This is a genomic window from Curtobacterium pusillum, from assembly GCF_013359865.1.
Classification (GTDB): Bacteria; Actinomycetota; Actinomycetes; order Actinomycetales; family Microbacteriaceae; genus Curtobacterium; species Curtobacterium pusillum.
This window is the reverse complement of sequence record NZ_JABMCE010000061.1, coordinates 35387-61251: the sequence shown is the minus strand read 5'-3', so window position 1 is coordinate 61251 and position 25865 is coordinate 35387. Positions and strand designations below refer to the sequence as shown.

At 67.7% G+C, this 25865-nt stretch carries 28 protein-coding genes and 1 pseudogene; 12 read left to right on the top strand and 17 right to left on the bottom strand.

Features of this window, described 5'->3' with window-relative positions:
• Positions 1-64: 64 nt before the first annotated feature.
• Together HP507_RS05280 and HP507_RS05275 are read left to right on the top strand one after the other, a co-directional pair.
• Positions 65-2695 carry a DEAD/DEAH box helicase gene (locus tag HP507_RS05280; protein WP_175350800.1) on the top strand — a complete coding sequence of 877 codons (2631 nt, stop codon included), beginning with the start codon at positions 65-67 and terminating at the stop codon, positions 2693-2695.
• Between the two features lie 151 nt (positions 2696-2846).
• Entirely contained in the window at positions 2847-3098 is a 252-nt protein-coding gene (locus tag HP507_RS05275; protein ID WP_175350799.1) for a DUF6458 family protein, read from the top strand.
• A gap of 10 nt (positions 3099-3108) precedes the next feature.
• Here the strand turns inward: HP507_RS05275 and HP507_RS05270 are convergent, their stop codons facing one another.
• Positions 3109-3630: a ribonuclease H family protein gene (locus HP507_RS05270; protein ID WP_175350798.1), complete on the bottom strand. Its 522-nt coding sequence runs from the start codon at positions 3628-3630 to the stop codon at positions 3109-3111.
• 227 nt (positions 3631-3857) lie between these two features.
• Between HP507_RS05270 and HP507_RS05265 the strand changes: the two genes are divergently transcribed.
• Positions 3858-4196 (top strand): hypothetical protein, encoded by a 339-nt coding sequence (locus tag HP507_RS05265; protein WP_175350797.1) that lies wholly within the window; start codon positions 3858-3860, stop codon positions 4194-4196.
• On the opposite strand, the gene HP507_RS05260 is transcribed toward HP507_RS05265, so the two are convergent.
• Positions 4193-4765, bottom strand: coding sequence for a hypothetical protein (locus HP507_RS05260; protein ID WP_175350796.1), 573 nt, complete (start codon positions 4763-4765; stop codon positions 4193-4195). The genes HP507_RS05265 and HP507_RS05260 overlap by 4 nt on opposite strands.
• Positions 4766-4813: 48 nt before the next feature.
• Complete coding sequence (locus HP507_RS05255) at positions 4814-5632, bottom strand: aldo/keto reductase (RefSeq protein WP_175350795.1); 819 nt, start codon at positions 5630-5632, stop codon at positions 4814-4816.
• Positions 5633-5821: 189 nt separating this feature from the next.
• On the opposite strand from HP507_RS05255, the gene HP507_RS05250 reads away from it, so the two are divergent.
• Complete coding sequence (locus HP507_RS05250; RefSeq protein ID WP_175350794.1) at positions 5822-6160, top strand: SdpI family protein; 339 nt, start codon at positions 5822-5824, stop codon at positions 6158-6160.
• 370 nt (positions 6161-6530) lie between these two features.
• Here HP507_RS05250 and HP507_RS05245 read toward each other — a convergent pair whose 3' ends face one another.
• The gene (locus HP507_RS05245; RefSeq protein ID WP_175350793.1) at positions 6531-7736 is read right to left on the bottom strand and encodes an MFS transporter; all 1206 of its coding nucleotides are present in this window, start codon (positions 7734-7736) and stop codon (positions 6531-6533) included.
• Positions 7737-8070: 334 nt separating this feature from the next.
• On the opposite strand from HP507_RS05245, the gene nrdH reads away from it, so the two are divergent.
• The 7 genes from nrdH to HP507_RS05210 all read left to right on the top strand — a co-directional run bounded on the left by nrdH (position 8071) and on the right by HP507_RS05210 (position 16247).
• On the top strand, positions 8071-8304 hold the full coding sequence (nrdH, locus tag HP507_RS05240; RefSeq protein ID WP_022904483.1) for a glutaredoxin-like protein NrdH: 234 nt from the start codon (positions 8071-8073) through the stop codon (positions 8302-8304).
• A 110-nt stretch (positions 8305-8414) separates the two neighbouring features.
• Positions 8415-8831, top strand: coding sequence for a class Ib ribonucleoside-diphosphate reductase assembly flavoprotein NrdI (gene nrdI, locus HP507_RS05235; protein ID WP_175350792.1), 417 nt, complete (start codon positions 8415-8417; stop codon positions 8829-8831).
• Between the two features lie 17 nt (positions 8832-8848).
• A complete protein-coding gene (nrdE, locus tag HP507_RS05230; protein WP_175350791.1) occupies positions 8849-10954 on the top strand; it encodes a class 1b ribonucleoside-diphosphate reductase subunit alpha in 2106 nt (701 codons plus the stop codon).
• A gap of 93 nt (positions 10955-11047) precedes the next feature.
• Entirely contained in the window at positions 11048-12022 is a 975-nt protein-coding gene (gene nrdF, locus HP507_RS05225; protein WP_175350790.1) for a class 1b ribonucleoside-diphosphate reductase subunit beta, read from the top strand.
• A 1530-nt stretch (positions 12023-13552) separates the two neighbouring features.
• A complete protein-coding gene (locus tag HP507_RS05220; protein WP_175350789.1) occupies positions 13553-13966 on the top strand; it encodes a glycine-rich domain-containing protein in 414 nt (137 codons plus the stop codon).
• Positions 13963-14916: an aminotransferase class I/II-fold pyridoxal phosphate-dependent enzyme gene (locus HP507_RS05215; RefSeq protein ID WP_175350788.1), complete on the top strand. Its 954-nt coding sequence runs from the start codon at positions 13963-13965 to the stop codon at positions 14914-14916. Before HP507_RS05220 ends, HP507_RS05215 begins: the two co-directional genes overlap by 4 nt.
• Positions 14913-16247, top strand: a complete 1335-nt coding sequence (locus tag HP507_RS05210; RefSeq protein ID WP_175350787.1) for a hypothetical protein — start codon at positions 14913-14915, stop codon at positions 16245-16247. The genes HP507_RS05215 and HP507_RS05210 overlap by 4 nt, the downstream gene beginning before the upstream one ends.
• Before the next feature lie 221 nt (positions 16248-16468).
• On the opposite strand, the gene HP507_RS05205 is transcribed toward HP507_RS05210, so the two are convergent.
• From HP507_RS05205 to HP507_RS05180, 6 genes are all read right to left on the bottom strand, one after another.
• Positions 16469-16888 carry a hypothetical protein gene (locus HP507_RS05205; protein ID WP_175350786.1) on the bottom strand — a complete coding sequence of 140 codons (420 nt, stop codon included), beginning with the start codon at positions 16886-16888 and terminating at the stop codon, positions 16469-16471.
• Positions 16881-17663: a toll/interleukin-1 receptor domain-containing protein gene (locus tag HP507_RS05200; protein WP_175350785.1), complete on the bottom strand. Its 783-nt coding sequence runs from the start codon at positions 17661-17663 to the stop codon at positions 16881-16883. Before HP507_RS05200 ends, HP507_RS05205 begins: the two co-directional genes overlap by 8 nt.
• Before the next feature lie 145 nt (positions 17664-17808).
• Positions 17809-18321 carry a hypothetical protein gene (locus HP507_RS05195; protein WP_175350784.1) on the bottom strand — a complete coding sequence of 171 codons (513 nt, stop codon included), beginning with the start codon at positions 18319-18321 and terminating at the stop codon, positions 17809-17811.
• Positions 18322-18346: 25 nt separating this feature from the next.
• Complete coding sequence (locus HP507_RS05190; RefSeq protein WP_175350783.1) at positions 18347-18736, bottom strand: tautomerase family protein; 390 nt, start codon at positions 18734-18736, stop codon at positions 18347-18349.
• A 51-nt stretch (positions 18737-18787) separates the two neighbouring features.
• Complete coding sequence (locus HP507_RS05185) at positions 18788-19762, bottom strand: DUF2332 domain-containing protein (RefSeq protein ID WP_175350782.1); 975 nt, start codon at positions 19760-19762, stop codon at positions 18788-18790.
• A gap of 98 nt (positions 19763-19860) precedes the next feature.
• Positions 19861-20154: a hypothetical protein gene (locus HP507_RS05180; protein WP_175350781.1), complete on the bottom strand. Its 294-nt coding sequence runs from the start codon at positions 20152-20154 to the stop codon at positions 19861-19863.
• A gap of 94 nt (positions 20155-20248) precedes the next feature.
• On the opposite strand from HP507_RS05180, the gene HP507_RS05175 reads away from it, so the two are divergent.
• On the top strand, positions 20249-20833 hold the full coding sequence (locus HP507_RS05175) for a recombinase family protein (protein WP_175350820.1): 585 nt from the start codon (positions 20249-20251) through the stop codon (positions 20831-20833).
• Between the two features lie 114 nt (positions 20834-20947).
• On the opposite strand, the gene HP507_RS17775 is transcribed toward HP507_RS05175, so the two are convergent.
• From HP507_RS17775 to HP507_RS05145, 7 genes and pseudogenes are all read right to left on the bottom strand, one after another.
• A complete protein-coding gene (locus HP507_RS17775; protein ID WP_254700944.1) occupies positions 20948-21175 on the bottom strand; it encodes a P-loop nucleotide/nucleoside kinase family protein in 228 nt (75 codons plus the stop codon).
• A 166-nt stretch (positions 21176-21341) separates the two neighbouring features.
• A pseudogene (locus HP507_RS18530) lies at positions 21342-21470 on the bottom strand (AAA family ATPase); the annotation flags it as partial.
• 37 nt (positions 21471-21507) lie between these two features.
• Positions 21508-22044, bottom strand: a complete 537-nt coding sequence (locus HP507_RS05165; RefSeq protein WP_175350780.1) for a hypothetical protein — start codon at positions 22042-22044, stop codon at positions 21508-21510.
• A complete protein-coding gene (locus HP507_RS18325; protein WP_175350779.1) occupies positions 22041-23354 on the bottom strand; it encodes a DUF58 domain-containing protein in 1314 nt (437 codons plus the stop codon). The genes HP507_RS05165 and HP507_RS18325 overlap by 4 nt, the downstream gene beginning before the upstream one ends.
• Before the next feature lie 11 nt (positions 23355-23365).
• Entirely contained in the window at positions 23366-24415 is a 1050-nt protein-coding gene (locus HP507_RS05155; RefSeq protein WP_175350778.1) for an AAA family ATPase, read from the bottom strand.
• Positions 24412-24906, bottom strand: coding sequence for a hypothetical protein (locus HP507_RS05150; RefSeq protein ID WP_175350777.1), 495 nt, complete (start codon positions 24904-24906; stop codon positions 24412-24414). The genes HP507_RS05155 and HP507_RS05150 overlap by 4 nt, the downstream gene beginning before the upstream one ends.
• Positions 24903-25640 carry a DUF4129 domain-containing protein gene (locus HP507_RS05145; RefSeq protein ID WP_175350776.1) on the bottom strand — a complete coding sequence of 246 codons (738 nt, stop codon included), beginning with the start codon at positions 25638-25640 and terminating at the stop codon, positions 24903-24905. Before HP507_RS05145 ends, HP507_RS05150 begins: the two co-directional genes overlap by 4 nt.
• Positions 25641-25865 lie beyond the last annotated feature (225 nt).

Here is a 25865-nt window from a genome sequence, read left to right as displayed (position 1 = left end):
GGTCGGGGCCGCCCCGCGCCTCCAGTCCGTCGGGTGGCCACCGCCCACCTGGGAGGATGGACGCATGACGGACGTCTCCACCCTGCCCCCGCTCGTCGCGGCGCTCCCCGCGGCCGACGGCGGCGCCGTCGACCCGGACGAGGTCTACGAGGCGTTCGCCGACTGGGCGGCCGAGGGTGGTCGTCCCCTCTACCCGGCCCAGGACGAAGCCCTCATCGAGCTCGTCTCCGGCGCGAACGTCGTCCTCAGCACGCCCACCGGCACCGGAAAGTCCCTCGTGGCCGCCGGTGCGCACTTCGCCGCGCTCGCCGAGGGGAAGCGCAGCTACTACACGGCACCGATCAAGGCGCTCGTGTCCGAGAAGTTCTTCCAGCTCGTCGAGCTCTTCGGCGCGCAGAACGTCGGCATGGTCACGGGCGACTCGAGCGTCAACGCCGATGCGCCGATCGTGTGCTGCACCGCCGAGATCCTCGCGAACCTCGCGCTGCGGCAGGGCCCCGACGCCGACGTGGACGTGGTCGTGATGGACGAGTTCCACTACTACGGCGACCCGGACCGCGGGTGGGCGTGGCAGGTGCCGCTGCTGGTGCTCGAACGCGCGCAGTTCCTGCTCATGTCGGCCACCCTCGGCGACGTCACCACCATCGCGGACGACCTCTCCCGGCGGACCGGGCGTCCCACTGCGCGTGTGACCGGTGTCGCCCGCCCCGTGCCGCTGTCGTACGAGTACGTGATGACCCCCGTGCAGGAGACCGTCGAACGCCTGCTCGAGGAGGGCAAGGCGCCCGTCTACATCGTGCACTTCGCCCAGGCGGCGGCGCTCGAACGGGCGCAGGCGCTCATGTCCGTGAAGGTCGCGTCACGGGAGCGACGGGACGAGATCGCCGCCGCGATCGCCGGCTTCCGGTTCAGCGCCGGGTTCGGGCAGACCCTGTCGCGACTCATCCGCGCGGGCATCGGCGTCCACCACGCGGGCATGCTGCCGAAGTACCGGCGGCTCGTCGAACAGCTCGCCCAGCGCGGACTCCTGCCGGTGATCTGCGGCACCGACACCCTCGGCGTCGGCATCAACGTGCCGATCCGGTCCGTGCTGCTCACTGGTCTGACGAAGTTCGACGGCACCAAGATGCGACAGCTGTCCGCCCGCGAGTTCCACCAGATCGCCGGGCGGGCCGGACGCGCCGGGTACGACACCGAGGGCGACGTGGTCGCCGAGGCACCCGAACACGAGATCGAGAACGCCCGCGCGGTCGCGAAGGCCGGGGACGACCCGAAGAAGAAGAACAAGGTCAAGAAGAAGAAGGCCCCCGAGGGGTTCGTGTCCTGGGGGCAGGCGTCCTTCGACCGGTTGATCAGCGCCGAGCCGGAACCGATGGTGTCGCGGATGCGGATCACGCACGCGATGGTGCTGTCGGTCGTGGCCCGCGGCGGGTCCCCGTTCGACGAGGTGCGCGCGCTCGTGTTCGAGAACCACGAGCCCCGGGCCCGGCAGCTCGCGATGGCCCGACGTGCGCTCGTCATCGCGCGGACGCTCATCAACGCGCAGGTGATCGAGCGGGTGCCCGCCGTTGGCGTCCCCGACGACGGGTCGCCGGTGACCTACCGCCTGACGGTCGACATCGCGCCGAACTTCGCGCTCAACCAGCCGTTGTCGCCGTTCGCCCTCGCCGCGTTCGAGCTGCTCGACCCTTCGTCACCCACCTACGCGCTCGACATGGTCTCGATCGTCGAGGCCACCCTCGACGACCCGCGCGCGATCCTCGCGCAGCAGCAGTTCAAGGAGCGCGGCGAAGCCGTCGCCCGGATGAAGCAGGAGGGGATCGAGTACGAGGAGCGGATGGAGCTGCTCGAAGAGGTCACCTGGCCCCGTCCGTTGTCCGAGTTGCTGGAAGCGGCGTACGAGGCCTACGCCGCTGAGCAGCCGTGGGTGCTCGACTTCCAACTCTCGCCCAAGGCCGTCGTGCGTGACATGTACGAGCGGGCGATGACCTTCGGTGACTTCGTGCGGTTCTACCAGCTCACCCGCTCCGAGGGGCTCGTGCTCCGGTACCTGTCCGACGCGTACCGGACCCTGCGGCAGACCATCGCCGACGAGCAGCGGACCCCTGAGCTCGACGACCTGATCGAGTGGCTCGGCGAGGTCGTCAAGCAGACCGACTCCTCACTCGTCGACGAGTGGGAAGCGCTGATGAACGGGGACGTCCTGCTCGCGTCTTCCGAGCACGCCGAGGTCGCTCCGCCCCAGCCGGCCCGTCTCACCGGGAACCCCCGGGCGTTCCGGGTGCTCGTCCGCAACGCCCTGTTCCAGCGGGTGCTGCTCGCCGCGGCGGACGACGTCGAGGGGCTCGGTGCACTCGACGGTGCTGCCGGGTTCGATGCCGACGCGTGGGACGCGGTGCTCGGGGAGTACTACGACGAGCACGACGCGATCGGTACCGACGGGGACGCCCGGTCCATGCAGTACCTCGTGCTCGACGAGGGGGCGGGGGCCGGCTCGGGCGCGGGCGCTGGCGCCGGCCCGGGTGCACCGCGTGTCTGGCGTGCGCGACAGATCTTCGCCGACCCGTCCGGTGACAAGGACTTCGGGTTCTCGGCGACCATCGACCTCGACGCCTCGGACGAGGCCGGGGAAGCGGTCGTGCGGATCACCGAGATCGGGCGGTTCGACGGGTGGGCGGACGTGGACGTCGACTGACAGTCGGCCGGCGGTCGGCCGAGTGGGCGGTGCTCGGCTGACGCCCCGGGCGCGCCGCACGGTGCCCGAGAACGCCCGACCTGGCGACCGGGTACGTTCGACGCCAGCCCGGAGCCACCCGGCTCGGGATCACGACCGGAAGGACCACACCGTGCGCATCGGATCGAGCATCGCCCTGATCGTCATCGGCGCCATCGTGGCGTTCGCCCTGAACATCCAGCTCGCCGGCATCGACTTGCGGCTGATCGGTTACATCCTGATGGCGGCGGGCGTCGTGCTGCTCATCATCAGCCTCGCCATCGCGTTCGGCGGTCGCCGGACCACCACCACGACCCGCTCCGGCGTCGACCCGGCATCGGGCGAGGAGATCACCCGCCAGGACCGGCGCGACGGGACGTACTGAGCTCGGCGCGTCAGAACAGGGTCGCGGGCGGCGTCGCCTCGGGCAGCGCGGCCGGTTCCGTGACCTCGACGCCGGGCCAGCCGGGTCCGTGCGGGACGTCGGTGCCCTGCTGGTAGGCGGTCGCCGCACCACGGGCACGGACGTCCGCCGCCTCGTTCATCTCGTGGCCCACGTGCCCGCGGACCCACTCGAACGTGACCTGGCGCCCCTGCAGCTCGGCGTCGAGCTCCTTGATGATCTCGACGTTCAGGACGGGCTTGCCGTCGGCCTTCCGCCAGCCCTTCCGCTTCCACCCGGCGAGCCACTCGGTGCACGCCTTGATCGCGTACTGGCTGTCGCAGAGGATGTGCAGCGGTTCGCCGGTGTCCTTCGTGGCCCGGAGCAGCTGCAGCACGGCGGTGAGTTCGCCCTGGTTGTTCGTGGCGTTCGGCCAACCGCCCGCGGCCCAGCGGTCGTCGTCGACGTACCAGGCCCAGCCGGCGGGGCCGGGGTTGCCGAGGGCTGAGCCGTCTGCTGCGGCGACGATCGTCACGGTGGGACCTCCTGCGTGTGGCGAGTGCGGGTCAACCGTAACGGACCGCACCCACCCCGCGGTGCTCAGCGCGTGGCGGGGTCGAGGTTGACGCCGTCGTCGTGGCGATGCCTGTTCCTCGCATCGTTCCCCTCCGGCGATCGTAGCGAGGCTCCGTTCGCCGGAGGAGCGCCGTGACCGAACCGGTACCCGGGCACGACGGACTACCGTCCAGCGCAGGAGGCACCATGAGCGACAGCATCCCCGACGCACCGGGACCCGAACCGTCCGACGACCGAGCACGGAACGACGCACTCCGCGACACCGCGCACCACGAGGGCGCGGACGGCGTGGGGGAGCGGGAGCAGCGTGCTGCCGACACCTCGTACAGCCCGTCGAGCGAGCGGGAGAGCGTGGCCTCGCAGACCGAGCAGCGCGACCGCGCCGACCTGGCCGAGGACGGCATCGACCCGTCGAAGGTCGTCGCGGCACCGGGGACGGGCGGGGCGGACGACGCGGGCGATGTGGAACCCGAGCCCGGGGACCTGCACCTGCCGTGGCAGTCCGAGGAGGACCGCCGAGGCTAGCGCGAAGCGCGGTCGAGTTCCCGGGCGAGTTCCTCACCGTCGCGGACGTCCCAGAACGCGAAGACCTGCGGACCGAACAGACCGTCGAGCCCGGTGTTCGCGTAGATGCGGGCGGTCGCGGCACCGCCGAGGAACGCCGTCACTCCGGTCGAGTCGCCGGAGTTCCACTCGACGGAGCAGTGCCGTCGGCCGCCGCTCCAGGTGATCGTGCGGTCGGTCCGGCTGACGGGCACCTCGCGCGAACCGCGGGGCGTGATGATCAGCGCGCGCCGGTCGGTCACGGCGTAGACGGTGGTGCGCTTGCGGTGGACCTTCACGAGGAACCGGCCGAACACGAGGTGGAGGCCGACGATCACCATCGCGGCCGGGACGATCACGGCGGGCCCCGCGTTGCCGTTCCACGGGAAGCCGACCAGCGAGTACACGATGAACCCCGTCCAGAGGAGTGAGAACGGCACCAGGAACCCGTCCCGGGGACCGAACAGCTTCGCCGTGTCGCTCACTCCGGCCCAGTACAGGTGCTCGTCGGGCCGGAGCTGCTGGCGCGCAGTCTGCTGAGGATCGTTCATGCTACGAACCTACGGACGCCTGGGGCAGCGCGTCCGGCCGGTGCTCCCTCAGGACACCGAGTCCGGATGGGACCCCGTCCGCTGCCCCGACTCGAGCGACGCGATCCCCGCGAGGTCGTCGTCGCTCAGGACGAAGCCGTCGACGTCGCGGTTGGACCGGATCCGCGACGGCGTCACCGACTTCGGCAGCACCACCACCCCCTGCTGCACGTTCCACCGGACGAGCACCTGCGCGACGCTCACCCCATGGGCGTCCGCGATGCCCGTGAGCACCGGTTCCTCGATGAGGCGACCTCGGCCGAGCGGAGACCAGGCCTCCGTCACGATCCCGTGCTGCTCGTGGAACGCGATGAGGTCGCGCTGCGGCAGCCACGGGTGCCGCTCGACCTGGTTGACCGCGGGGACCTCGCCGGTCTCGCCGATGATCCGCTCGAGGTGCGGCACCTGGAAGTTCGAGACCCCGACGCTCCGTGCCCGGCCGGACTCCCGCAGTTCGACGAGCGTGCGCCAGGTCTCGACGTAGCGGTCGTTCGCCGCCGCGGGCCAGTGGATCAGGTACAGGTCGACCGCGTCGAGCCCGAGTCGCGCGAGGCTCTCGTCGAACGCCCGCAGGGTCGCGTCGCGCCCCTGGTGGTCGTTCCACACCTTGGTCGTCACGAAGACGTCATCACGGTCCAGCCTGGAGGCACGGATCGCCTTCCCGACGCCGGTCTCGTTGCCGTACATCTCGGCTGTGTCGACGTGCCGGTAGCCGGCGTCCAGCGCGAGGCCGACGGCTGTCTCGGCTGCGTCGTCGTCGACCTTGTAGACGCCGAAGCCGATCGCGGGGATGCTGCGGCCGTCGCGCAGGGGGACCGAGGTGACCATGCACCCATCCTGCCGATCGTTGCGTGTGGGAACCGTAGGACGCCGGACAAAGCACCCTCGTGTCGAACGAGCCGTCGCAATAGAATGTGGATCAACATCTACAATCTGATACTTGACCGAGATTGGCATAGGTAGTTCACTCGTCCCATGCTGTTTTCCGGACTCGCCCTGACGTGTAGCGGAGTCATCGTGTCCCTCGTCGGCGAACTCGCGGCTCGGGGAATGCTGCGACGAAACGGTGGCGCCGGTATCCGCATCGCTTCCGTCATGAAGACGGAGGCGACCTGGAAGGCCGGCCACCGAGCGGCGCGTCCGTGGCTGCACGGCACGGCCCTGGCATTCGGCGGCTCAGGGATCGTGAACATGATCGCGACTCCGAGCATCGCCGAGCCGGGGCTCCTCATCGGGATGGCGAGCGGCCTTTTCCTCCTGAGCAGCGGAGCCGTCATCGCGCATCGCGCCGCCCGTCACGCCGAAGATGCTGCCGCAGGAGGATCGCCGCACGACGGCGGACGCCGCGGCTGCTGACACTTGCGCTCGCCGTTTCGATGCATCTCGTGTTCGCGCTCGTACTCGGCTTGATCACGTTCTTCGTTTCCATGCTCGGCGTCCTCCTGCTCGTCACGTGGCGAGCCGGTGATGTGCTGCCGTGGAAGCTCTTCCGTGCCGTCCACCCTACGAGTCGGGTTCGTAGAGGAGCTCGGCTGCGTACCCTCACGAAGCTGCGGTGAACGCTGCGATGCAGGTTTACGGACGTGCATCTCAGTACGAACGAGACCGGGCTGGGCAGCGCGGGGGCAGTCAGCCGGACGACGCCACCGGGCAAGCGGGATGTACGGCGGAACGATGCCGTGGTTGTCGTACAGCAGCGGAGCGTCTGGCCCGGGGACGGTCGTTCCTAGGTGGGGATGTTCACCGGCTCGGTGTCGGGGATGGGGCTCGCGTCGCGACCGCGCAGGTCCGGCAGCCACCGCTTCGTGACGAGCGGGAGGGCGACCCCGATGAGCGCGGCGACCGCACCGACCATCAGGCCGCCCGTCGCGCCGTGGCCGTCGATGAGGAAGCCCGCCACTGCGGAACCACCGGCCGCGCCGATGAGCTGGCCGGTGCCCATCCAGCCGTACGCCTCGGCGGTGTCGGAGAACTTCACCGTCGCCGAGACCGAGCCGAACATGACCGCGAGGGCCGGCGCGATGCCCGCCCCCGCGATCACGAGCGCGAAGCAGAGCCACCAGAAGTTCGTGCCGCCGACGGCCAGGGCGAGTCCTACGAACACGATCGCCATGCGCGTCCAGAGGGTGTTCGGGGAGATCGGTCGGTGACCGAGCGCCAGTCCGCCGATGAGCGAGCCGATTGCGAAGACGGCCAGGACGATGCCGGCGTTCGGGCTGCCCTCGCCGAAGACGCTGGTGACGCTGGCCTCGACCGCGGCGCACGCCCCGATCAGCAGGAGGCCGGTCAGGGTAGCCACCACGACGGACGGCCGCTTCAGCACGACACCGAACGCACGCTTCGAGCGGGGGATTCGCACCCTGCCGAGCTCGGGCGAGCCGATGAACCACGCGCCGCCGACCACGAGGAACACCATCGCGAGGACGATCGCCTGCACGGTGCCGATCTGCGTCGCGACGAACGTGGTGATGACCGGCCCGGCGACCCAGATGAGCTCCTGCGCGCTGGCGTCGAGGGAGAAGAGCGGGGTGAGCTGCGACGACGTCACCATCTTCGGGTAGATCGTGCGCACGGCGGGCTGCACGGGCGGGACGGCCAATCCGCCGATGAACCCGACCACCACGTACGCCCACAGTGGCATGGTCACGAAGGCGATCACTCCCATGCTCACGAGCGCGACCAGGCTCGTGAGGACGAGCACGGGACGCATGCCCCAGCTGCCCATCCACCGGCTGGTGAGCGGACCTGCGAGCGCCTGCCCGACACTCGTGGTCGCGAGGACGAGTCCGGCCGCGCCGTAGGAGTGGAAGACGTGCTCCACGTGCAGCAGGTACGCGAGCGACAGCATGCCGAACGGGAAGCGAGCGGTGAGCTGCGCGGCGATGACGCGACCGACTCCGGGAGTCTTCAGCAGGGGTCCGTACGTGCTCACGTGACGAGTGTACGGACCGGACGGATGGGGCTGTCACCCGTCCGGGGGAGGGGTGGATCGCGCCATCGGATCCGTCGTTCTCAGACACGCCGAGAAGTGGTGTCGACAACTTTCGTCCACAGGTTGTGGAGGAGTGTCGGTGGTCGGTGTGAGAGTGGCGGAAAACCGGGCCTCGCGGAATGCCTGCGCTGTGGATCGGGTTGTGGAAACTACAGGCGTGTAACACTTTCTCTTGTGGTCGACGGGTTCGCCTGGCACAACATGTAGTAGCGTCGTCCTCAGCACCGCACCAGAACGTCGGGCCCCGAACCGGGCCCAGAAACCAGGGGAGAACATGGCCGTCACCGTCTACACCAAGCCGTCCTGCGTCCAGTGCACCGCGACGTACCGGGCCCTCGACAACAAGGGCATCCAGTACGAGGTGCACGACGTCTCCACCGACGAAGCCGCGCTCGAGCACGTCAAGAGCCTCGGCTACCTGCAGGCCCCCGTCGTCGTCACCGACGACGACCACTGGTCGGGTTTCCGTCCTGACAAGATCGCGACGCTCAGCGCCGAGCTCGCGTAAGGCGCCTCCCATCCGCGGGTGGTGACCCGAGCTCGTTCAGGAGGCTCGGTGCACCACCCGCGGACACCCCACGGTCCGTCTGTCCGCACCTTCTCCGCAGGAGGGGCACCATGAGCCGACTGGTCTACTTCTCGAGTGTGTCCGGGTACACGGCACGCTTCGTCGAGAAGCTCGGCCGCGACGCGGACCGGATCCCGCTCTACCCGAACGACCCGTTCCTCCACATGGACGAGCCGTACGTCCTGGTCCTGCCCACCTACGGTGGCGGCAACGGGCAGGGAGCGGTCCCGAAGCAGGTCATCAAGTTCCTCAACGACGAACGCAACCGCTCGCTCATCCGCGGCGTGATCGTCGGGGGCAACACGAACTTCGGCGAGGCGTACGGCCTCGCAGGGGACGTCATCGCACGCAAGTGCAACGTCCCCGTCCTCTACCGTTTCGAACTCTTCGGCACGCCTGACGACGTACAGGCGGTCAACTCAGGATTGGATGCATTTTGGACGCAGCAGTTGCAGACGTCGATCTGACGTCGCCGCAGACGGGGATGGACTACCACTCCCTCAACGCGATGCTCAACCTCTACGACGCGGACGGGAACATCCAGTTCGACAAGGATCGTGAGGCCGCGAAGCAGTTCTTCCTGCAGCACGTCAACCAGAACACCGTCTTCTTCCACAACCTGAAGGAGCGGCTCGACTACCTGGTCGAGAACGAGTACTACGAGCGCGAGACGATCGACCAGTACTCGCTCGAGTTCATCCAGACGCTCAACGACCTGGCGTACTCGAAGAAGTTCCGGTTCCAGACGTTCCTCGGCGCGTTCAAGTACTACACGAGCTACACGCTCAAGACGTTCGACGGCAAGCGTTACCTCGAGCGCTTCGAGGACCGCGTCGTGATGACCGCCCTCGGCCTCGCGCAGGGCAACGAGCAGCTCGCGATCGACCTCGTCGAGGAGATCATCGCCGGCCGCTTCCAGCCCGCGACCCCGACGTTCCTCAACACTGCGAAGGCCCAGCGCGGCGAGCTCGTCTCCTGCTTCCTCCTCCGTATCGAGGACAACATGGAGTCGATCTCGCGCGGCATCAACTCCTCGCTGCAGCTCTCGAAGCGCGGCGGCGGCGTGGCCCTGCTCCTCTCCAACATCCGTGAGGCCGGCGCCCCGATCAAGCAGATCGAGAACCAGTCCTCGGGCATCATCCCCGTGATGAAGCTGCTGGAAGACTCCTTCTCCTACGCGAACCAGCTCGGCGCGCGCCAGGGCGCCGGTGCCGTCTACCTGTCGGCGCACCACCCGGACATCATGCGGTTCCTCGACACCAAGCGTGAGAACGCCGACGAGAAGATCCGCATCAAGACACTGTCTCTCGGTGTCGTCGTGCCGGACATCACGTTCGAGCTCGCGAAGAACAACGAGGACATGTACCTGTTCTCGCCGTACGACGTCGAGAAGGTCTATGGTGTCCCGTTCGGCGACGTCCCGATCTCCGAGAAGTACCGCGAGATGGTCGACGACCCGCGCATCAAGAAGACGAAGATCAAGGCGCGCGACTTCTTCACCACCATCGCCGAGATCCAGTTCGAGTCGGGCTACCCGTACATCGTGTTCGAGGACACGGTGAACAAGGCCAACCCGATCAAGGGTCGGATCAACATGTCCAACCTGTGCTCGGAGATCCTGCAGGTCAACACGCCGACCACCTTCAACGAGGACCTCTCCTACAAGGAGATCGGCAAGGACATCTCCTGCAACCTCGGCTCGCTGAACATCGCGCTGACGATGGACTCGCCGGACTTCGGTCGCACCATCGAGACCGCCATCCGCGGCCTCACCTCGGTGTCGCAGATGTCGCACATCTCGTCGGTCCGTTCCGTCGAGGACGGCAACGACAAGTCGCACGCCATCGGCCTCGGTCAGATGAACCTGCACGGTTACCTCGCTCGTGAGCGCGTGTACTACGGCTCCGAAGAGGGCATCGACTTCACGAACATCTACTTCTACACGGTGCTGTTCCACGCCCTCCGCGCGTCGAACAAGATCGCCATCGAGACGGGGGAGACCTTCGACGGCTTCCGCGACTCGAAGTACGCGTCGGGGGAGTTCTTCGACAAGTACACCGACGCCGAGTGGGCGCCGGCAACCGACCGTGTCGCGGCGCTGTTCGCTTCCTCGGGTATTGCCATCCCGACGCAGGACGACTGGAAGGCGCTCAAGGCGTCCATCCAGGAGCACGGCATCTACAACCAGAACCTGCAGGCCGTCCCGCCGACCGGTTCGATCTCGTACATCAACCACTCCACGTCGTCGATCCACCCGATCGCGTCGAAGATCGAGATCCGCAAGGAAGGCAAGCTCGGTCGCGTCTACTACCCGGCGCCGTTCATGACGAACGACAACCTGGACTACTACCAGGACGCGTACGAGATCGGCCCGGAGAAGATCATCGACACGTACGCCGCGGCGACGCAGCACGTGGACCAGGGCCTGTCGCTCACGCTGTTCTTCAAGGACACCGCGACCACGCGCGACATCAACAAGGCGCAGATCTACGCATGGCGCAAGGGCATCAAGACGATCTACTACATCCGTCTCCGCCAGCTCGCGCTCGAGGGCACCGAGGTCGAGGGCTGCGTCAGCTGCATGCTGTAGAGCCCGCCGCTCTGCATTCCTGGAGGCGCGGTGCCAGCCCGCACCGCGCCTCCAGTCCCGTAATCATCACCCATCTCTTGAAGGAAACGTGCGTTGGTCGAGAAGCTGAAGCTCATTGATCGGGTCCAGGCGATCAACTGGAACCGCATCCAGGACGACAAGGACGTCGAGGTGTGGAACCGCCTCGTCAACAACTTCTGGCTGCCCGAGAAGGTGCCGCTGTCGAACGACGTCCAGTCGTGGAACACGCTGACGCCGGCCGAGCAGACGATGACCATGCGCGTCTTCACCGGCCTGACGCTCCTCGACACGATCCAGGGCACCGTCGGCGCTGTTTCGCTCATCCCCGACGCGCTCACCCCGCACGAAGAAGCCGTCTACACGAACATCGCGTTCATGGAGTCGGTGCACGCCAAGAGCTACTCGTCGATCTTCTCGACCCTCGCATCGACGCCCGAGATCGACGAGGCCTTCCGCTGGTCCGAGGAGAACCCGAACCTGCAGAAGAAGGCGTCCATCGTGATGGACTACTACCAGGGCGATGCGCCGCTCAAGCGCAAGGTGGCCTCGACGCTGCTCGAGTCGTTCCTGTTCTACTCGGGCTTCTACCTGCCGATGCACTGGTCCTCGCGCGCCAAGCTCACCAACACGGCCGACCTCATCCGCCTGATCATCCGTGACGAAGCCGTCCACGGGTACTACATCGGCTACAAGTACCAGAAGGGCCTCGAGCAGCTGTCGCAGGCTGAGCGCGACGAGCTGAAGGACTACACGTTCTCGCTGCTGTTCGAACTGTACGAGAACGAGGTGCAGTACACGCAGGACCTCTACGACGAGGTCGGGCTGACCGAAGACGTCAAGAAGTTCCTGCACTACAACGCCAACAAGGCGCTGATGAACCTGGGCTACGAGCCGATGTTCCCGAAGAACATCACGGACGTGAACCCGGCGATCCTGTCCGCCCTGTCGCCGAACGCGGACGAGAACCACGACTTCTTCTCGGGGTCGGGGTCGTCGTACGTGATCGGTAAGGCCGTGAACACTGAGGATGAGGACTGGGACTTCTGATCGACCCGTACAACGACGAGAGCCCCGCTGCCGAATGGCAGCGGGGCTCTCGTCGTTGTGGTCGGCCTACTTCATCGTTTCGACTCGCGAGGTGGCCACGTGACGAGCAGCATCAGTGAGAGCGGCCCGAAGATCAGTGTGAGAAGGAACCACGTCCAGGCTGATCGGTTGCGGGGGCGGGCATAGCCTCCGGCGAGGATCGCGACGCTGACCCACAAGCAGGCTAGGAACATCCCAGTGTAGTTCTCGTTCATGCTCTCAATTCTCACTCACGCGGCATCGCGTCAGATGGATCCGAACGTTGGTTAGCCGCCGGTGACATTGAACGTGCCGCGCGAGGTGTAGAACGTCGCGTCGTACTGGACTGTCATGTACGCGGCGAGGGCGGTGAACGTCGCGGATCGCGAGAACTTGTGGATACGGCCGTTGACGGTGGCGGATGGATCGGCGGATACACGACGCCGATTCCGCCGGAACCGATGAGGCCGTAGGCGCGCACGTGCTCGGCCGCCTTGATCTTCGTGACGTTCGCGTTCCCAGTAGCGGTGTATCCCGCCATCCAGTTGTTCCGCGTGCCGGGACCGATCTGCGAGCCGTGGCAGCCGTCTACAGTCCCGGAGCCGTTGACCGCGCCAGATCCGGACTTGCGGAAGCAGTTGGCGACCGCTCCCCGAGTTGCGGCTCCGTTGGTCGGCATCGCCGTCGCCTTGACGAAGGCAGCGTCGTCGGGCGATAGATCCTCGCCTACGGAGTACTTCTGCGAGATCTCGTACAGTCGCTCGGAGTCGGTTGGTGCCTCGGGGAATGTCGCGGCATTCGCGGGTGGGGCGAGCAGCATCGTGGCGCACAGCGCTGCGGTGATGCTCGTGACGAGCGACGCGCGGGTCAGACGTGGACATGAGGTTCTGTACTGCGGCGACCGGGGTGACCACCAGCTGTGTTTCTTAATAGCTCGTCAGCGTGCCGTCGAGCGAGGTCCAGCTCGTCGTACGGGAGGAGCAGCGGCCCCTGGTTGCTGACCGATAGCAGGCCGCGGCCGACCGACGCTTGGTCATGGGCGTTCCCGACTGTCGAAGACGGCGCGTACGACACCACGATGCACTTGTCGATGCTGCTGTCAGCCGAAATACCTGAGACGCCTCTCATGGAGTTGGGTTCTGCAACCTCGGTAGCGTGCCCGCCATGGAGACAGGGGGTCTCCATTCCGCGGGCAGTGAAGCCCGGCCGGAGGATCAGGAAGGGGTGACTGATGCAGGAAATCGCAGAAGCCATCAAGGCACAGCACATCGAGCGACTCAAGGAAGTCCACATGGATTGCTGCGCTGAAGTGGAGTAACCGAACGGGACGGGCCGGTCCTCACACAGCGCCGGCCCGTCTCCAGGGGCTGTTCCTGAAGAGGTCAATCCATCAAGGGGGGATCAACGTTGATCACTAAGTCTTACGTGGAAACCGTACGTGACCGAGTCACGGAACGCGGCATCGAGTGCACTGACCAGCACATCATCGAATGCCTGAAGTACCTCGCGATCATGTCGGGAACGACTGGACGCAGAATCGTCGTCACGCCAGACGTCGACGAGGTCTGGCACGAGTTCATCGTCCAGACCCGGGCGTACGGTGCGCTCTGTTCGGACCTGCCTGGAAAGCGCTTCATCCATCACGAGTCCATCAGTCCGGATGCCTACGCCACGAGGATCGGCGATGCCGCGTTCGTCGACGAGTTCCTGCGATGGGTGCCGGACTACGTGCACAGTTTCGGTCCGTTCACCGAGGAACGCGCGCGGCACTGGACCGTTACGGAGTTCCTCCGCTCGGAACTGGGGATGACACTCGCCGACATCAACGCCGCTGGTCGCTCCGCGAGCCCAGAGGCCGAAGTTCCGCGAGACTCCCGCTGGCGGGTGCTCGAGGCCGATGACCTCGAACGACTTCTTGTTTCGTGAGCGCCAGCTACGACCTGGTTCCTGCGCCGGGGGTCTCATTCGCGACCCACGGGAGGGACCTTGACTCCAGGTTGAAGGAGCGGGTCGCGCAGCTGGTGCTCTCGGCAGCTTGGAATCCCTACGTCGGCGTCGATGTGAAGACTGCCGGATCAGCGCTTGCTCGGGGACTGAAGATCGAAGTGGAAGGGACTCGGTCGTCCATCCACAGAGGTGCTGAAGCTGCGCTCCGGGCGCTCGTAGCGACACGGAAGCCGTCGCAGTTGTTCGTCCCCGCGAACGCGTATCCCGGGTTCGGTCGTACCGCCGCCGCGACTCGGACCCCGATCGTCGGGTACCGGGACGCGAAAGACCTCGAACGTGCCCGTCGGGACGACGTGGTCGTCGTCACTCTTCCCGGTTCGCCTGTCGATGTCGACGATGTGGGCAAGCTCTTCGCCGCGAGCGTCCGGTGCCGTGCCTCGGTTGTGATGGACGCAACCTTTGCGCTCCTCGACGCTGAGGGAGCTGCGGCGGTAGCAGAGACGGCCCGTTCGAACAGTGCAGATCTGATCGTCAGCGCGTCGAAGTCGCTCGGGCTTGCCGGGGTCCGGCTCGGTCTCCTCCTCGACCGGGGTCAGGGGGATGAGACCGAGGCAAACCCGATGGAGCTGGACGTTTTCCAGTGCGCCGTGCTCGAGGCGCTGCTCGAGAACGAGGGCCGCGCCGTCGCAGACCGAGCTGCTTCTGTGGCGAGACGACAGCGATCCCTGCAGGCGCGCCTCGTGAACGCGCTCCGAAAGAGCGGGGCAGATGTCGTTCACGACGGAAACGCATTCGCTGTGACCATCAGGGACCCAGCCCCTGACGAGGGTCGCTACGGAGCTTCTGGTTGGAAGGGCTACCCACGGCTCGGACTGGTGCGTCTCGACGCATCCGAAGCGATGACGGTCCGGATGGAGGCCACGCGATGACGGTGACGATCAGACGCGACTACCTGGGGCGAGCGAGCCTCGCCGCGTCGGCTCTGTTCCTCCCGAACTTCCGGGTGGTGATCGTGCTCCTGGTGCTCGCGGCCATCTACCCGCCGGAGGTGCGCGCTGCCGTCGGACTCGGCGGCTCGATGACCGCGGTCGTGACGGTCCTCGCCTCCGGTTTCGTCGTGACAACTGTCCGCGCGTGCACGCCGGCGCTGCGGAAGAGCGCAGTGGGACCGAGGGGCGCAGCGACCGCGCTCCACCGGGAGTTCACCGCGGCGTTCGGCGCAGCGGGACTCCTCTTCGTCGTCGGTGCGGTCGTGGGCATCGCCTGCGGGCTGTGGACGGACACCGACGTCGGCGGCTTCTTCGCCGTGTACTGGTTGTGCGCGGTCCCGGCGGTGGCGCTGACGCCGATCGGGTTCGTGCTCAACGGAGCTTTCCAGAGCCTGCACCGAGACGTCGGGAACCTCGGAGCGGCCGCCACGGGCACCGTCGTGCAGGCGCTCGTCGCGGTCGTCGTCGTGCTCGCGCACACGCCTCCGGTCGTCGCCGTGGCCGCCCTCGGCGGGGCGACGTCGGTGGCCGGCGTGGTCGGAGCCGCCATCCGAGGTCGGCAACTCGCCGCGATCGGCCTGTTGAGCGCGAGGACCGTCCGATCGGCCGCTCGCAGCGCAGTCGGTCGGCCCACCGCCGCTCTGCGCTCCCTCATCGAACGGGGAGCAGCGTCAGTGGACGGACTGGTTTTCATGGTGACGTTCACGGTCGCGGTCCTGGTCGCGAGCGCCTACTCGCCGGCGAGCGGCGCCGCCGTCGCGCTCGCTGTTTCGCTGATGCGTTCGACGATCGTCCCCCTCAAGCAGTTCGGCGTCGTCGGGGCACGGTTCGTCCTCAAGGAACAAGGACAGCCGAACGCGATGCGACTGGCTACGGTGCAGACCAGCTGCGTCGCACTCCTCCTCGGAGCCGCCGCGATCCTGGTCGGCGCCCGCGCCGTCGTACCGCCGCTCGACGAACTTTCCTGGGTCCTCGTGGCGATGATGGTCACCCAGCTCGTGCTCGAACCGTGGGGCGGTGTCCTCTACGCCTACCGGAAGGTCGCCGAGTCGACCTTCCGTGGGCTGCCGGCGCTCTTCGGTGCGTACTGTGGGATCGCCGCGCCGGGGCTGCTCCTCATCGCGATCCTGCACGTCGCGACTGCGGAGGCGACGTGGGCGGTGTTGCTGCTCGCGCGGATCGCGTTCGTCGTTGCACAGGCCGTCCGCGGTCCGATCAACAGAGTGAACGATGCAGGAGCGCAACGAGCCGCTAGCCGTGCCACGGGCTGACCACCGACGACGCGAATCAGCGCGTCAGGTGCAGCCCCGCCAACGAGCGCTCGGTGGCGGGCGCCGCAGTCCTGCGGCTCTCTCAGTGCGGGACCGGCATCCGAACCTTCCGGCGAGCAGGTGCGGCGGCGGTCAACTCGACTAAGCCTGGCGACGCGCCACCGCTACCGCACTTGCAGGAGTTCCGCGTGGTCCAGGGCGGCGCAGGCGTCTCCACGCGCCTAGAAGTTCCTCACGGGGTCTTCCTTGAAACGACCAATCTCGTCGCGCCACGCAGCAACTGCTGCTGCTGAGCGGGATCCACTGCGATACTCCCCGAGACGTACCCTGAGCTGCTCTACCCATCGATTGAACCTCGACAGGATCTGGCTGCGCATCTGGCGGTCCGCCAGCGAACCCCTGCCTGCCTGTTCGAGCTTCCAATTGGTCTTCGCTGCCGCGTACAAGACGGCACCCTTGTAATGCTCGTCGGAAAGCCAGCTGATCAACCACGGTTCGTCACGGGCGTCGGTGGCGTCGATAGCGCTCTTCAGCTTCGCGATCTGTTCGACCACCGCATCGCCTGCGGCGAAGTCAGCTTCGCGGAGAGCCAGCGGCCGGAGCGCGTGCTCGATTCCTTCCAAGGTCGCCACGTCACTCATCAGGACCGGAACCCAACTCGATGGTTGCATCAGCCGGCAGAATCGCCGCGGCGATCTTCTCCGCAATCGAGGCGATGTCGTCCCGCGCCGTCTCGAATCCAGCAAGATCCGGCAGGATCCCGCTGTACTCCTCGACCGCCTTGAAGTCGACTCCGTGCAGCACGGGGATCAGTGTCGATTTTCGAAGGAGAGCGCCGAGCTCGCGCTCAGTCCAGAAACGACCAACGAGGTACGCAGGAGTGAGCAGCACGATCCCAGCTCGCGCCTTTCGGAGCCCCTGATCCATCTGCAGAGACTGACTCTTGCCGGGAACGATCGCGACCTCGTCGAACCAGACCCGCACTCCTAGTTCTTCGAGTGATGAGCGCAACGCTTCAGCGGCGTCAGCGCCATCGATCCGCGCGTAACTGAGGAAGACGTCCCACTCACGCTCGTCGCGCGAGACCAGCGATTCCTGGACACGATCAGCCAGCACCTGCTCGGACGGCGTGTAGCGCGGCCCGGTTCCTGTTGACCGGAGCTGCTTCTGAAGGTCTCCCACCACTCGAGCATTGTGCACGTTCACCCGCCGGACCTCTTGGTTGTGCGAGTTCACCTGCCGGTTGAACTGGTCGACCACTTTCTGATTGTGGGCGCGAACCTTCCGGTTATGGTCGTCGACTGCGCGCTGATTCTTGCGGTTGATTTCGTCGACCTGTCGCTTGACCTGAGCCTCGGCCTTCCGCTGAGCGGCCTGCAGGTCTCGCTTGAACTTGTTGGCGTCGAACTTCGCCATTGACGTTCTCCCTCCCAAGGACGCTGTAAGTCCTCTCTTTGGGGGACATCATGGCAGAGGCGGCCGACATCTTGACGGGGAGGCTGAACGATGCTCATGACGCAGGTGTCCGTTAGCCGGTCGCTCATCGAGACCGCTTCAGGCGTCAGACCTCGAGGTGCCTCGACACCCGATCCCGCCTGCGAAGCGTCATGCCGATCACTGTGGTCAGAACGAGGACTATGGCAAGAGCAGCGACCGAAGCAACGTCGGCCGCTCGTGCCGCTTCGGCTGCTCCGGCCGCAGTGACCCACTGGGTGTTGTCGAGCAGACGCGTCACTGCGTCAAGCAGGACGGTAAGCATGACCGCGATCAACGGAAGCGCCCACGGTAGCCACGTCGATCTCGGTCGTGACCACTGCAAGAGCAAGCAGCCCGCGACGCTCAGCGCGGCGACGATCGCAAGAGTGAGGAACCAACCCCAGCCGAAGAACACGAACGTCGATCGCGTCAGCGCGTCATCCCAGGACGCTTGTTGCTCGGCGCCGAACCGGATGACGAGCGCGTTGCTGAAGAATGCCCCGACAAGCCACGCCAGGCCCAGCGTGATACCGATCGGCGCTGACCGCCGTGCGCTCACTCGGCATTCCGGCTGCCCACCAGACAGCAGCCGGGTCATTTGCTAGCTTCGTCGATGAGCGTCGTCAAACGTCGACCTGGTACCCGAGGCTGAGGTCTTGCGCGTTCTGTCCGCGGATACCCCAGTGGATCCTCGGCGTCTCGGTGATGGTGATCTCGACGCTGTGCGGTGCGATCCCCGTCGCTGACTCGATGCGGGCAAAGAGCTCGCTGATGAGCGCTCGCTTCGCGGAGGCGGTTCGACCTTCGAACATCGAGATCTCGATGATCGTGTAGTGCGGTCCTCGGTCCTCGGGGTAGATGAAGTCAGCGGGGTCGAGTGCGATGAACCGATGGAAGCGCTTCTCGACTGGGTAGTCCAGTGCCTTCATGATCGCGCTGTGGATCGCGCCCGAGAGCGCTGCGCGATGCGCGTCGAAGGTGGGTTTTAGGCCGTAGATGACGACTTGTGCCATGACGAGATGCTAACGGGCACACCGGCGGGCGCAGTCTCGATTGCCGATCGGCTATTGGACGAGTGCTTCGTAGCTTTGCCCGTGAGGTCCGACCAAGGCGACGGGATGCTCGTTCACCGCGATGATCGCTCGTCCGTCTGCAGGACGGTGTGCGCGTTCCGCGATGCGGGGAAGGACGCGCTCACCTTCATTGCTGACCCAGGTGACGTTCTGTTCGGACCTCATCAACTCCGCGAACCGTTCACGGAGCGGCTCATCCACGTAGATGAGTACAGCGCTGTGGAACACCACGACCTGCGTGTCGGTGGGCGCCTGCGCGATCACGTCGGTGATCGAGTCCAAAAGGTCCCCCTTCACGACGTGCGCCGGATCAGCTGCGGCGATCGTCAGCGCCGCATCCAGCCGCCGACGCCGGTCTTCTTGTTCGGGCCAGACGAGCGTCCGGAGCCAGGCACGGTTGTTTTCATCGTCGGGGGCGAGCGGATTCAGATCGATGCCTGCCCGCCACCGCACCTCAGGCAGTCGCGTTGGGACACTCGCCGGATCGATTCGGCACGGGATCGTGACATTGCTCACGCCGTCGTCGGGGTCGAGAACGACGTTGCAACCATCAGCGTCGTAGCGGTAGCTGTAACGGTCCGGGTACAAGCACAACCCTGCGGATGCGCCCACCTCAATGAGCGCAAGAGGTCCGTCGAGTCGGCTGAGGACCGGGAGCAGAACCGCGCACCGCGCCGCCTCATTTGTCTGCGTCGACCGCGCGAGGACCTCTCGCTCCAGCGAATCCCAGTGCTCGAGCATCCAGGTTCGGAACTCGTTGTACGTGTCTTCGGCAGCTCCGAGGAACCTTGCGGCAGCGAACACGAGATTCGGTTGCTTCTTCATCCCCGGGAGCGCGCCGATCAAGGCCAACATTTCCGGGTCGCCCGCTACTCCAAGAGCCCACCGCTCGTACGTTGCCGACTGGCCACGGGCCTCGCGTTCCGCAAAGCGTCGATAGAAGTCCGCCACCCGATCGTTCGACATGCTCGTCACGCTAGCCGCCGACGGAATACCCAGCGCTCCCTCCCGCTGAGGGATCCGCTACCGGACGGTGTCGACATCGTTCGCAGGGGGAGCAGCCGTCACGACGGTCTCCATCCTGAGGCCTGGTTCGCCCGCTGGCGCCTCGAGGCAGCTGCGGGTCGTCGTCCCTGGTCGGACCCTCGCGTGACGACGAACGAGTCAAACAACGCTCGACCGGAGGTGTCCGCGGTGCTCGCGTCCAGCATGATGCCGTCACGACCCTTCGGCACGTCGATTGGGATGCGGACGGTAACACCGCAGTCGATGTCGGCTTCACCGATGACCGACTGGGTGTCGAGGGAGTCGCCGTACTTGTCGTGCTTCGCGGTGACGTCGTGGATTGTCAGATGCACCGTCTTCGTCGACCGGCAGACTGCGGGCACGTCGTAGGGGCCGGTGAGGTGGGTCTGCAGTGCGATGCTCGGTCAGCCAGCGGATCCTCGCGCCATGAATGCTCTACTCATCGGGTACGCCCGCGTCTCAACATACGAACAAGACCTCACTGCTCAGCGCATCGCGCTCGAACGGCTCGGAGTCCTTTCGTCAAACATCCACACCGACCACGGCCTGACCGGCACGAACAGGTCGCGCCCTGGTCTCCGCGAAGCGCTCGCGTCGTGTCGTGACGGGGACACACTCGTGATCGCGAAGCTGGACCGGCTCGCGAGAAGCCTCCGAGATGCGAAGGACATCCTCGACGAACTCACCGCCAAGAACGTCAAGCTCAACATCGGGGGCTCCGTACATGATCCGAACGATCCCGTCGGTCGACTGCTGTTCAACGTCCTGGCGATGGTCGCCGAGTTCGAGTCTGATCTCATCCGAGCTCGCACACGCGAAGGGATGCAGATCGCCAGGGCGAAGGGCCACCTCCGCGGCCGGCAGCCAAAGCTCAGCATCACCCAGCAGCGGCACCTCCTCGAGGTGCATCAAGCAGGCACGCACTCGGTCGCGGAACTCGCGGAGTTGTTCGGCATAGGACGCGCCACCGTCTACCGCTGCATCGACCGACAAACTCACCCCACCCGCTGATCCATCCGCTCCGCTCTCGGACACAGACGTCCGACAGCGGAGCGGAAACTGCGAGCAGAGCCGTCGAAGTACCCAGCAGGGCTGTCCGATCGCAGGCGTTCGCTGAACGATGGGTCAGCGGCCGACGGCAGCCTCGACCGCTTCGACGATGGCCGCGACGGTCACGGGGTCACGCGTGGCAGCCGCATCGACGACCACGGGGTCTTCCTCCACCGGTGTCTCGAAACTGGCCCCGTGGTCGTGGAGCACACGGTCGGTGACGTCGGGCCGTACCTGCTCGGCCCTGTTCGCCAGGACGCGTCGACGCTGCAACTCCGGACCGACCTGCACCCAGACGAGCACGAAGGGAACCGTCGCCGCTGCCGCGGTCGCGCGCCACTCGTCGCGGATGAAGCGCGCGATCCGGTGTCATCGACCACGACGTCGTGACCGGCAGCGAGGAGCACACCCCGCGTTCGTGCGCGATCCGGTTCGTCGTCGCCCACTCCTGCACGGGGATGCCCTGGCCGCCGTGGAGGCCACGCTCCTCGTTGATCTGGTCGAGGCTCAGCAGGTCGGCGGGCAGGGCGGTGGACAACTGAGTGGCCAACGTGCTCTTGCCCGAGAACGACAGCCCACACGTCAGTAGCAGCGCCATGCCTCGGACCCTACAACCGTCGAGGCTGCCTCGCGGGTCAGCGCTCCGCGTCCTCCCTGGTACGCAGCAGCGTCGGGACGAACAGGCCGAGCGCGAGGGCGAGGAGTGCGATCGCACCGGCGACCGCGAGCCAGACGCCCCCGATCGGCCCAGCACCTCCGAACACCGTCACCACCACGAACGCGACTGCCTGGGCACCGATCTGCACCGAGGCGAACCGCAGCGCCGACGGCAGGAGCGCTCGGAGCTGCACCCGGGCGGTGCGCGGCGTCCACGCCCAGAGCATGCTCGTGGCTAGTACGAGGTGCGTCGTGAGGACGAGCGCCGGGACGTTCGGGCCGTCGATCCCGGCGATCGCGAGCTGCACGACGAGCAGGGCGGCGAACGGACCGCGGGGAACGACGGCAGCGGCCACGGCGAGGATTGCCGCGACGACGAACCAGCCGCTCGCCCCGATGACGACGACCGAGCCGACGAGTCCCGCGACCAGGCCGAGCGCACCGATCGTCCACGCTGGCACCGCCGGGCCGATGGACGGCGCTCCGGTCCGCTCCGCTCGCGAGACGACCCTCATCCGGCCCGCCGTGGACGGCTGAGGAGCCGCAGCTGCACGGCCGGGGAATCGCCGTCGTCCGTCTGCCAGCGGATGTGCTCGACGCCCGTCGCCGCCATCTCCGCGAGCCGGTCGTCGCGTTCGAGGGTGATGAGCCGGAACGCCGCGCGCTCGTGTTTGTTCGCCCGGCTCGCGTTCGGAGCCGGGAGGACGTCGACCGCGACGACCCGGTGACCCGTGGCCGCCCAGGTCAGCGCCATCGTGGCAGCCTGGTCGTCCAGGAAGGTCGACAGCACGACCACGAGGGATGCCGCCGGGACGAGGGGCATCCGCACTCCGGCTGTCGTGTCACCGGTCGGGGTCACCGAGGCGATCGTCGACCGGAGCCGCTCGAGGTGCCGGGTCCCACCGCCGGGTCCGACCGAGCGTGCGGTACCGCCGAGGGCACGGAGGCCGACACGGTCCCCGGCCTCGATGTACGCGGTCGCCAGGGAGAGTGTCGCTTCGCGTGCGAGGTCGAGGGACGTCGCCTCGTGCGTGCCGTGCCGGGAGCCGCCCCACTCCGTCACGTCTGCGCCGAGGTCGTCGCGTCCGTCGACGACGAGGACGACGAGCGCGTCCGCGGTGGCGAAGGTCCGCCGCACGTAGAGGTCCCCGGGCTGCTCGGCACGCCGTGCGGTGCGCCGCCAGTCGATGCGCCGGAGTCGGTCCCCGGGCGCGAACAGTGCGACGTCGCGGAACTCGCCGCCGTCGCCGGGCCGGGCGGAGTCGTGTGCGCCGGTGATACCCGTCACGCGACGCGGCATCGGCAGGTGCTGCATGCGCAGGTGGGGTGGCGGGACGACCGCCGACCCGACCGGGCCCGGCGCCGGCACCGACACGGCTGTGCCGCCCCGTCCGAGGAGCGCGATGTGCGTCCGGAGGATCTCCTGGGGGCCGGAGTGCGTGACCGGCACGGTGCCGGCGAGCCGTGTCGCCGTGGTGGGGTCGACCACGACGACGTGCCGTCGGTCGCCCGCGACCCGGAGCTCGACGGCGACGGCTTCGGCGGACGGCGGCAGTGCGACCTCGGTCCGGTACCCGACGCCGCGGCCAGAGTCGGACGGGGCCAGTGTCGTCACCACCCGGACGACGTCTCCGCCGAGGCGGGAACGGCCACCGAACCCGGCCGTCACGAGTGCCGGGAGCGCCACGACGGCGAGCTCGGGGCGCCCGGTGACGAGCGCGAGGCCGGCGAGGAACACCGCGCCGGCCAGCCCGTACACGAACGCAGGGTTCCGCACCCAGAGCGGTGTGGCGTCGGGGCCGGGCGCGGGGCGGATGGGAGGCACGTCGGGAACGCTCACCGCGCCTCCAGGCCGGATGCGCCGGATGCGCGCGACGAACCGGGCCAACCGGACGCAACCGCGCCGACCACCGGCGGCCCCGGCACCTGCGCGACGATGCCGCGGACGATCGCCGCGGGGTCCACCCCGTTCGCCCACGCCTGCGGCGTCAGCGAGATCCGGTGCGCCAGCACCGCGACCGCGGCGGTCTTGACGTCCTCCGGCGTGACGAAATCCCGCCCCTCCATGACCGCGCGGGCACGGCCGACGAGCATGAGCGCCTGCGCGCCACGCGGCGAGGATCCGACCTGCACGTCACGGTGGGTCCGTGTCGCGCTCGCGAGGTCGACGCAGTACAGGGCGATGTCCTCGTCGACGTGCACACCCTCGACGGTCGCCTGCATGCGCTGCAGCTCCGACGCACTGATCACGGCGGGGACCTCCGCGACCTCGTGCCGCCGATCGACCCGGTTCAGCAGCACGCGCTGCTCACCCTCACGGGTCGGGTAGCCGACGGAGAGCCGCACCATGAAGCGGTCGAGCTGGGCCTCGGGCAGCGCGTAGGTGCCCTCGTACTCGATCGGGTTGGACGTGGCGATGACGTGGAACGGCCGAGGGAGCGGGAAACCCTCGCCCTCGACGGTGACCTGTCCCTCCGCCATCGCCTCGAGCAGCGCCGACTGCGTCTTCGGTGACGTCCGGTTGATCTCGTCGGCGAGGAACACCCCGGTGAAGACCGGCCCAGGCCGGAAGACGAACTCCGCGGTCGCGGGCGCGTAGACGAACGAACCGGTGATGTCGGCCGGCAGCAGGTCCGGGGTGCACTGGAGCCGACGGAAGTCGAGTCCGCACGCGGCGGCGAGGCTGCGTGCGGCGAGGGTCTTCCCGAGCCCGGGGACGTCCTCGAAGAGCACGTGACCGCCCGCGAGGATGCTCGCGAACGCCAGCGCGAGCGGCTCCCGCATCCCGACGACGACGGCGCCGACCGTGTCGAGGACGTCACCTGCACGTGCGGCGACGTCGGCGACGGGCATCGGGGGCTCGGTCTCGGGCGTTGTCGCGGTCATGGATGCCTCTCGGTCGCGGTGCGGTCGGTGGTGGGTGCGAGCGCCTCGACAGCAGTGAGGACCGTCCCGAACGTCGCGACATCGAGCTCGGTCCGACGTTCGCTCCGCAGGACGGCGAGGACGCCCGGCGGGACGAGTGCTTCGATCGCGGCGCGGTCGTCCGGGTCGTCCAGGTCGAGTCGGTGGAGGGTCTGCAGGCGGTGCCGTGCGACCGCGCGGGCGCGCTCGAGCGTCCGCTGCGCCACGCCGCCGCGGGACCGGAGCCCCCATGCGGTCTCGGACAGCTCGCGTCGGGCGCCGGGTGACGACCGGACTGGAGGCACGGGCCAGGTCAGTGGGGGACCGTCACGGATGGCGCTCCACGTCAGACCCACGGCGGCGACCACGCCGCCGACGGCGAGCGCCTGCGGCACGTCGACCCCGAAGAACCAGGTGATCGCCGCCGCGACCAGGGCGAGCACGATGATGCCGGTGACGGCACGGCGGCTCACGAGGGGCCTGTCGGGGTCACGGCCCACTGCTGCTCCAGCGTCCGCAGCGCGGCGCGGACCGAGGCGACGTCCGCCTCGGTGGCCGGTACGCCGCCGAACCGCACCGCGAGGTAACAGCGACGGAGGGTACCGAGGGCGGTCTCGTCGACGTCGAGCTGCCGCAGGATGCGGGTGGTGAACTCGGTCGGGGTCTCTGCCGGGCCGCGGCGGAACCCGGCGTCCTCCGCCGACTCCTGCAGCCCGAGCCACGCCGCGGTGACGGCGTCGGACGGATCGCGGGGGTCCGACAAGACCTCGAGCGCACGACCGATCCCGCGCCGGATGTGCTGCAGACCGACCTCGGCTGACGGATCCGCCGTCACGTCGACGGCGAGTCCGGCGACGTCGATCTGTTCCCGACCGGCACGGCGGCGTCGGTTGAGGAGGAGGTACAGCACCGCGAGGACCGCGAGCACGGTGACCACCACCGCCACGAGGACGAGGAGCCAGGTGACGTCGACGTGCTGGGCGGCCCGCGCGCCGGCCCGCTGCGGCTCGTCCGTGGCCGGTGCCGACACGGTCTGCTCGGGCTGCGGGGGCGCGGTCGCCGGTGCGACGGGCGGGGACCACCGGGCGCCGGTCAGGACGGGACGGGCCCCGAGTCCGGCCGCGACGACGACGAGACCGCCGAGCGCGAACGCGACGACCGGGACGAACGGGATGCTGCCGCGATGCGGACCGCCGTCGTTCGCCATGGCGACACGCTACCCCGCTGCAGCATCGGACTGGCCGGGCGCGCCGGGTTCCGCCGCGCTCGGGGACGTCCACGCTCGCGACCGGCCGATCTCCCGTCGGCGCAGCGACAGTCCGCGGTGGTCCGGAGCAGAAACGGCGGACGCCGCGTGTCCCCTCGACGATCGCTCAGTGAGACAGGGGCAGGCGGAAGGTGCAGCTGCCAGGATGGAAGAGTCGGATACCAG

Excerpts from the sequence above, each read along its gene's own strand:
- HP507_RS05280 (WP_175350800.1), top strand. The coding sequence starts at position 65 with ATGACGGACGTCTCCACCCTGCCCCCGCTCGTCGCGGCGCTCCCCGCG.
- HP507_RS05265 (WP_175350797.1), top strand. The coding sequence starts at position 3,858 with ATGAGCGACAGCATCCCCGACGCACCGGGACCCGAACCGTCCGACGAC.
- HP507_RS05260 (WP_175350796.1), bottom strand. The coding sequence starts at position 4,765 with ATGAACGATCCTCAGCAGACTGCGCGCCAGCAGCTCCGGCCCGACGAG.
- HP507_RS05255 (WP_175350795.1), bottom strand. The coding sequence starts at position 5,632 with ATGGTCACCTCGGTCCCCCTGCGCGACGGCCGCAGCATCCCCGCGATC.
- nrdH (WP_022904483.1), top strand. The coding sequence starts at position 8,071 with ATGGCCGTCACCGTCTACACCAAGCCGTCCTGCGTCCAGTGCACCGCG.
- nrdI (WP_175350792.1), top strand. The coding sequence starts at position 8,415 with ATGAGCCGACTGGTCTACTTCTCGAGTGTGTCCGGGTACACGGCACGC.
- nrdE (WP_175350791.1), top strand. The coding sequence starts at position 8,849 with ATGGACTACCACTCCCTCAACGCGATGCTCAACCTCTACGACGCGGAC.
- HP507_RS05220 (WP_175350789.1), top strand. The coding sequence starts at position 13,553 with ATGTCGGGAACGACTGGACGCAGAATCGTCGTCACGCCAGACGTCGAC.
- HP507_RS05210 (WP_175350787.1), top strand. The coding sequence starts at position 14,913 with ATGACGGTGACGATCAGACGCGACTACCTGGGGCGAGCGAGCCTCGCC.
- HP507_RS05205 (WP_175350786.1), bottom strand. The coding sequence starts at position 16,888 with ATGAGTGACGTGGCGACCTTGGAAGGAATCGAGCACGCGCTCCGGCCG.
- HP507_RS05200 (WP_175350785.1), bottom strand. The coding sequence starts at position 17,663 with ATGGCGAAGTTCGACGCCAACAAGTTCAAGCGAGACCTGCAGGCCGCT.
- HP507_RS05195 (WP_175350784.1), bottom strand. The coding sequence starts at position 18,321 with ATGACCCGGCTGCTGTCTGGTGGGCAGCCGGAATGCCGAGTGAGCGCA.
- HP507_RS05190 (WP_175350783.1), bottom strand. The coding sequence starts at position 18,736 with ATGGCACAAGTCGTCATCTACGGCCTAAAACCCACCTTCGACGCGCAT.
- HP507_RS05185 (WP_175350782.1), bottom strand. The coding sequence starts at position 19,762 with ATGTCGAACGATCGGGTGGCGGACTTCTATCGACGCTTTGCGGAACGC.
- HP507_RS05175 (WP_175350820.1), top strand. The coding sequence starts at position 20,249 with ATGAATGCTCTACTCATCGGGTACGCCCGCGTCTCAACATACGAACAA.
- HP507_RS05165 (WP_175350780.1), bottom strand. The coding sequence starts at position 22,044 with ATGAGGGTCGTCTCGCGAGCGGAGCGGACCGGAGCGCCGTCCATCGGC.
- HP507_RS05155 (WP_175350778.1), bottom strand. The coding sequence starts at position 24,415 with ATGACCGCGACAACGCCCGAGACCGAGCCCCCGATGCCCGTCGCCGAC.
- HP507_RS05145 (WP_175350776.1), bottom strand. The coding sequence starts at position 25,640 with ATGGCGAACGACGGCGGTCCGCATCGCGGCAGCATCCCGTTCGTCCCG.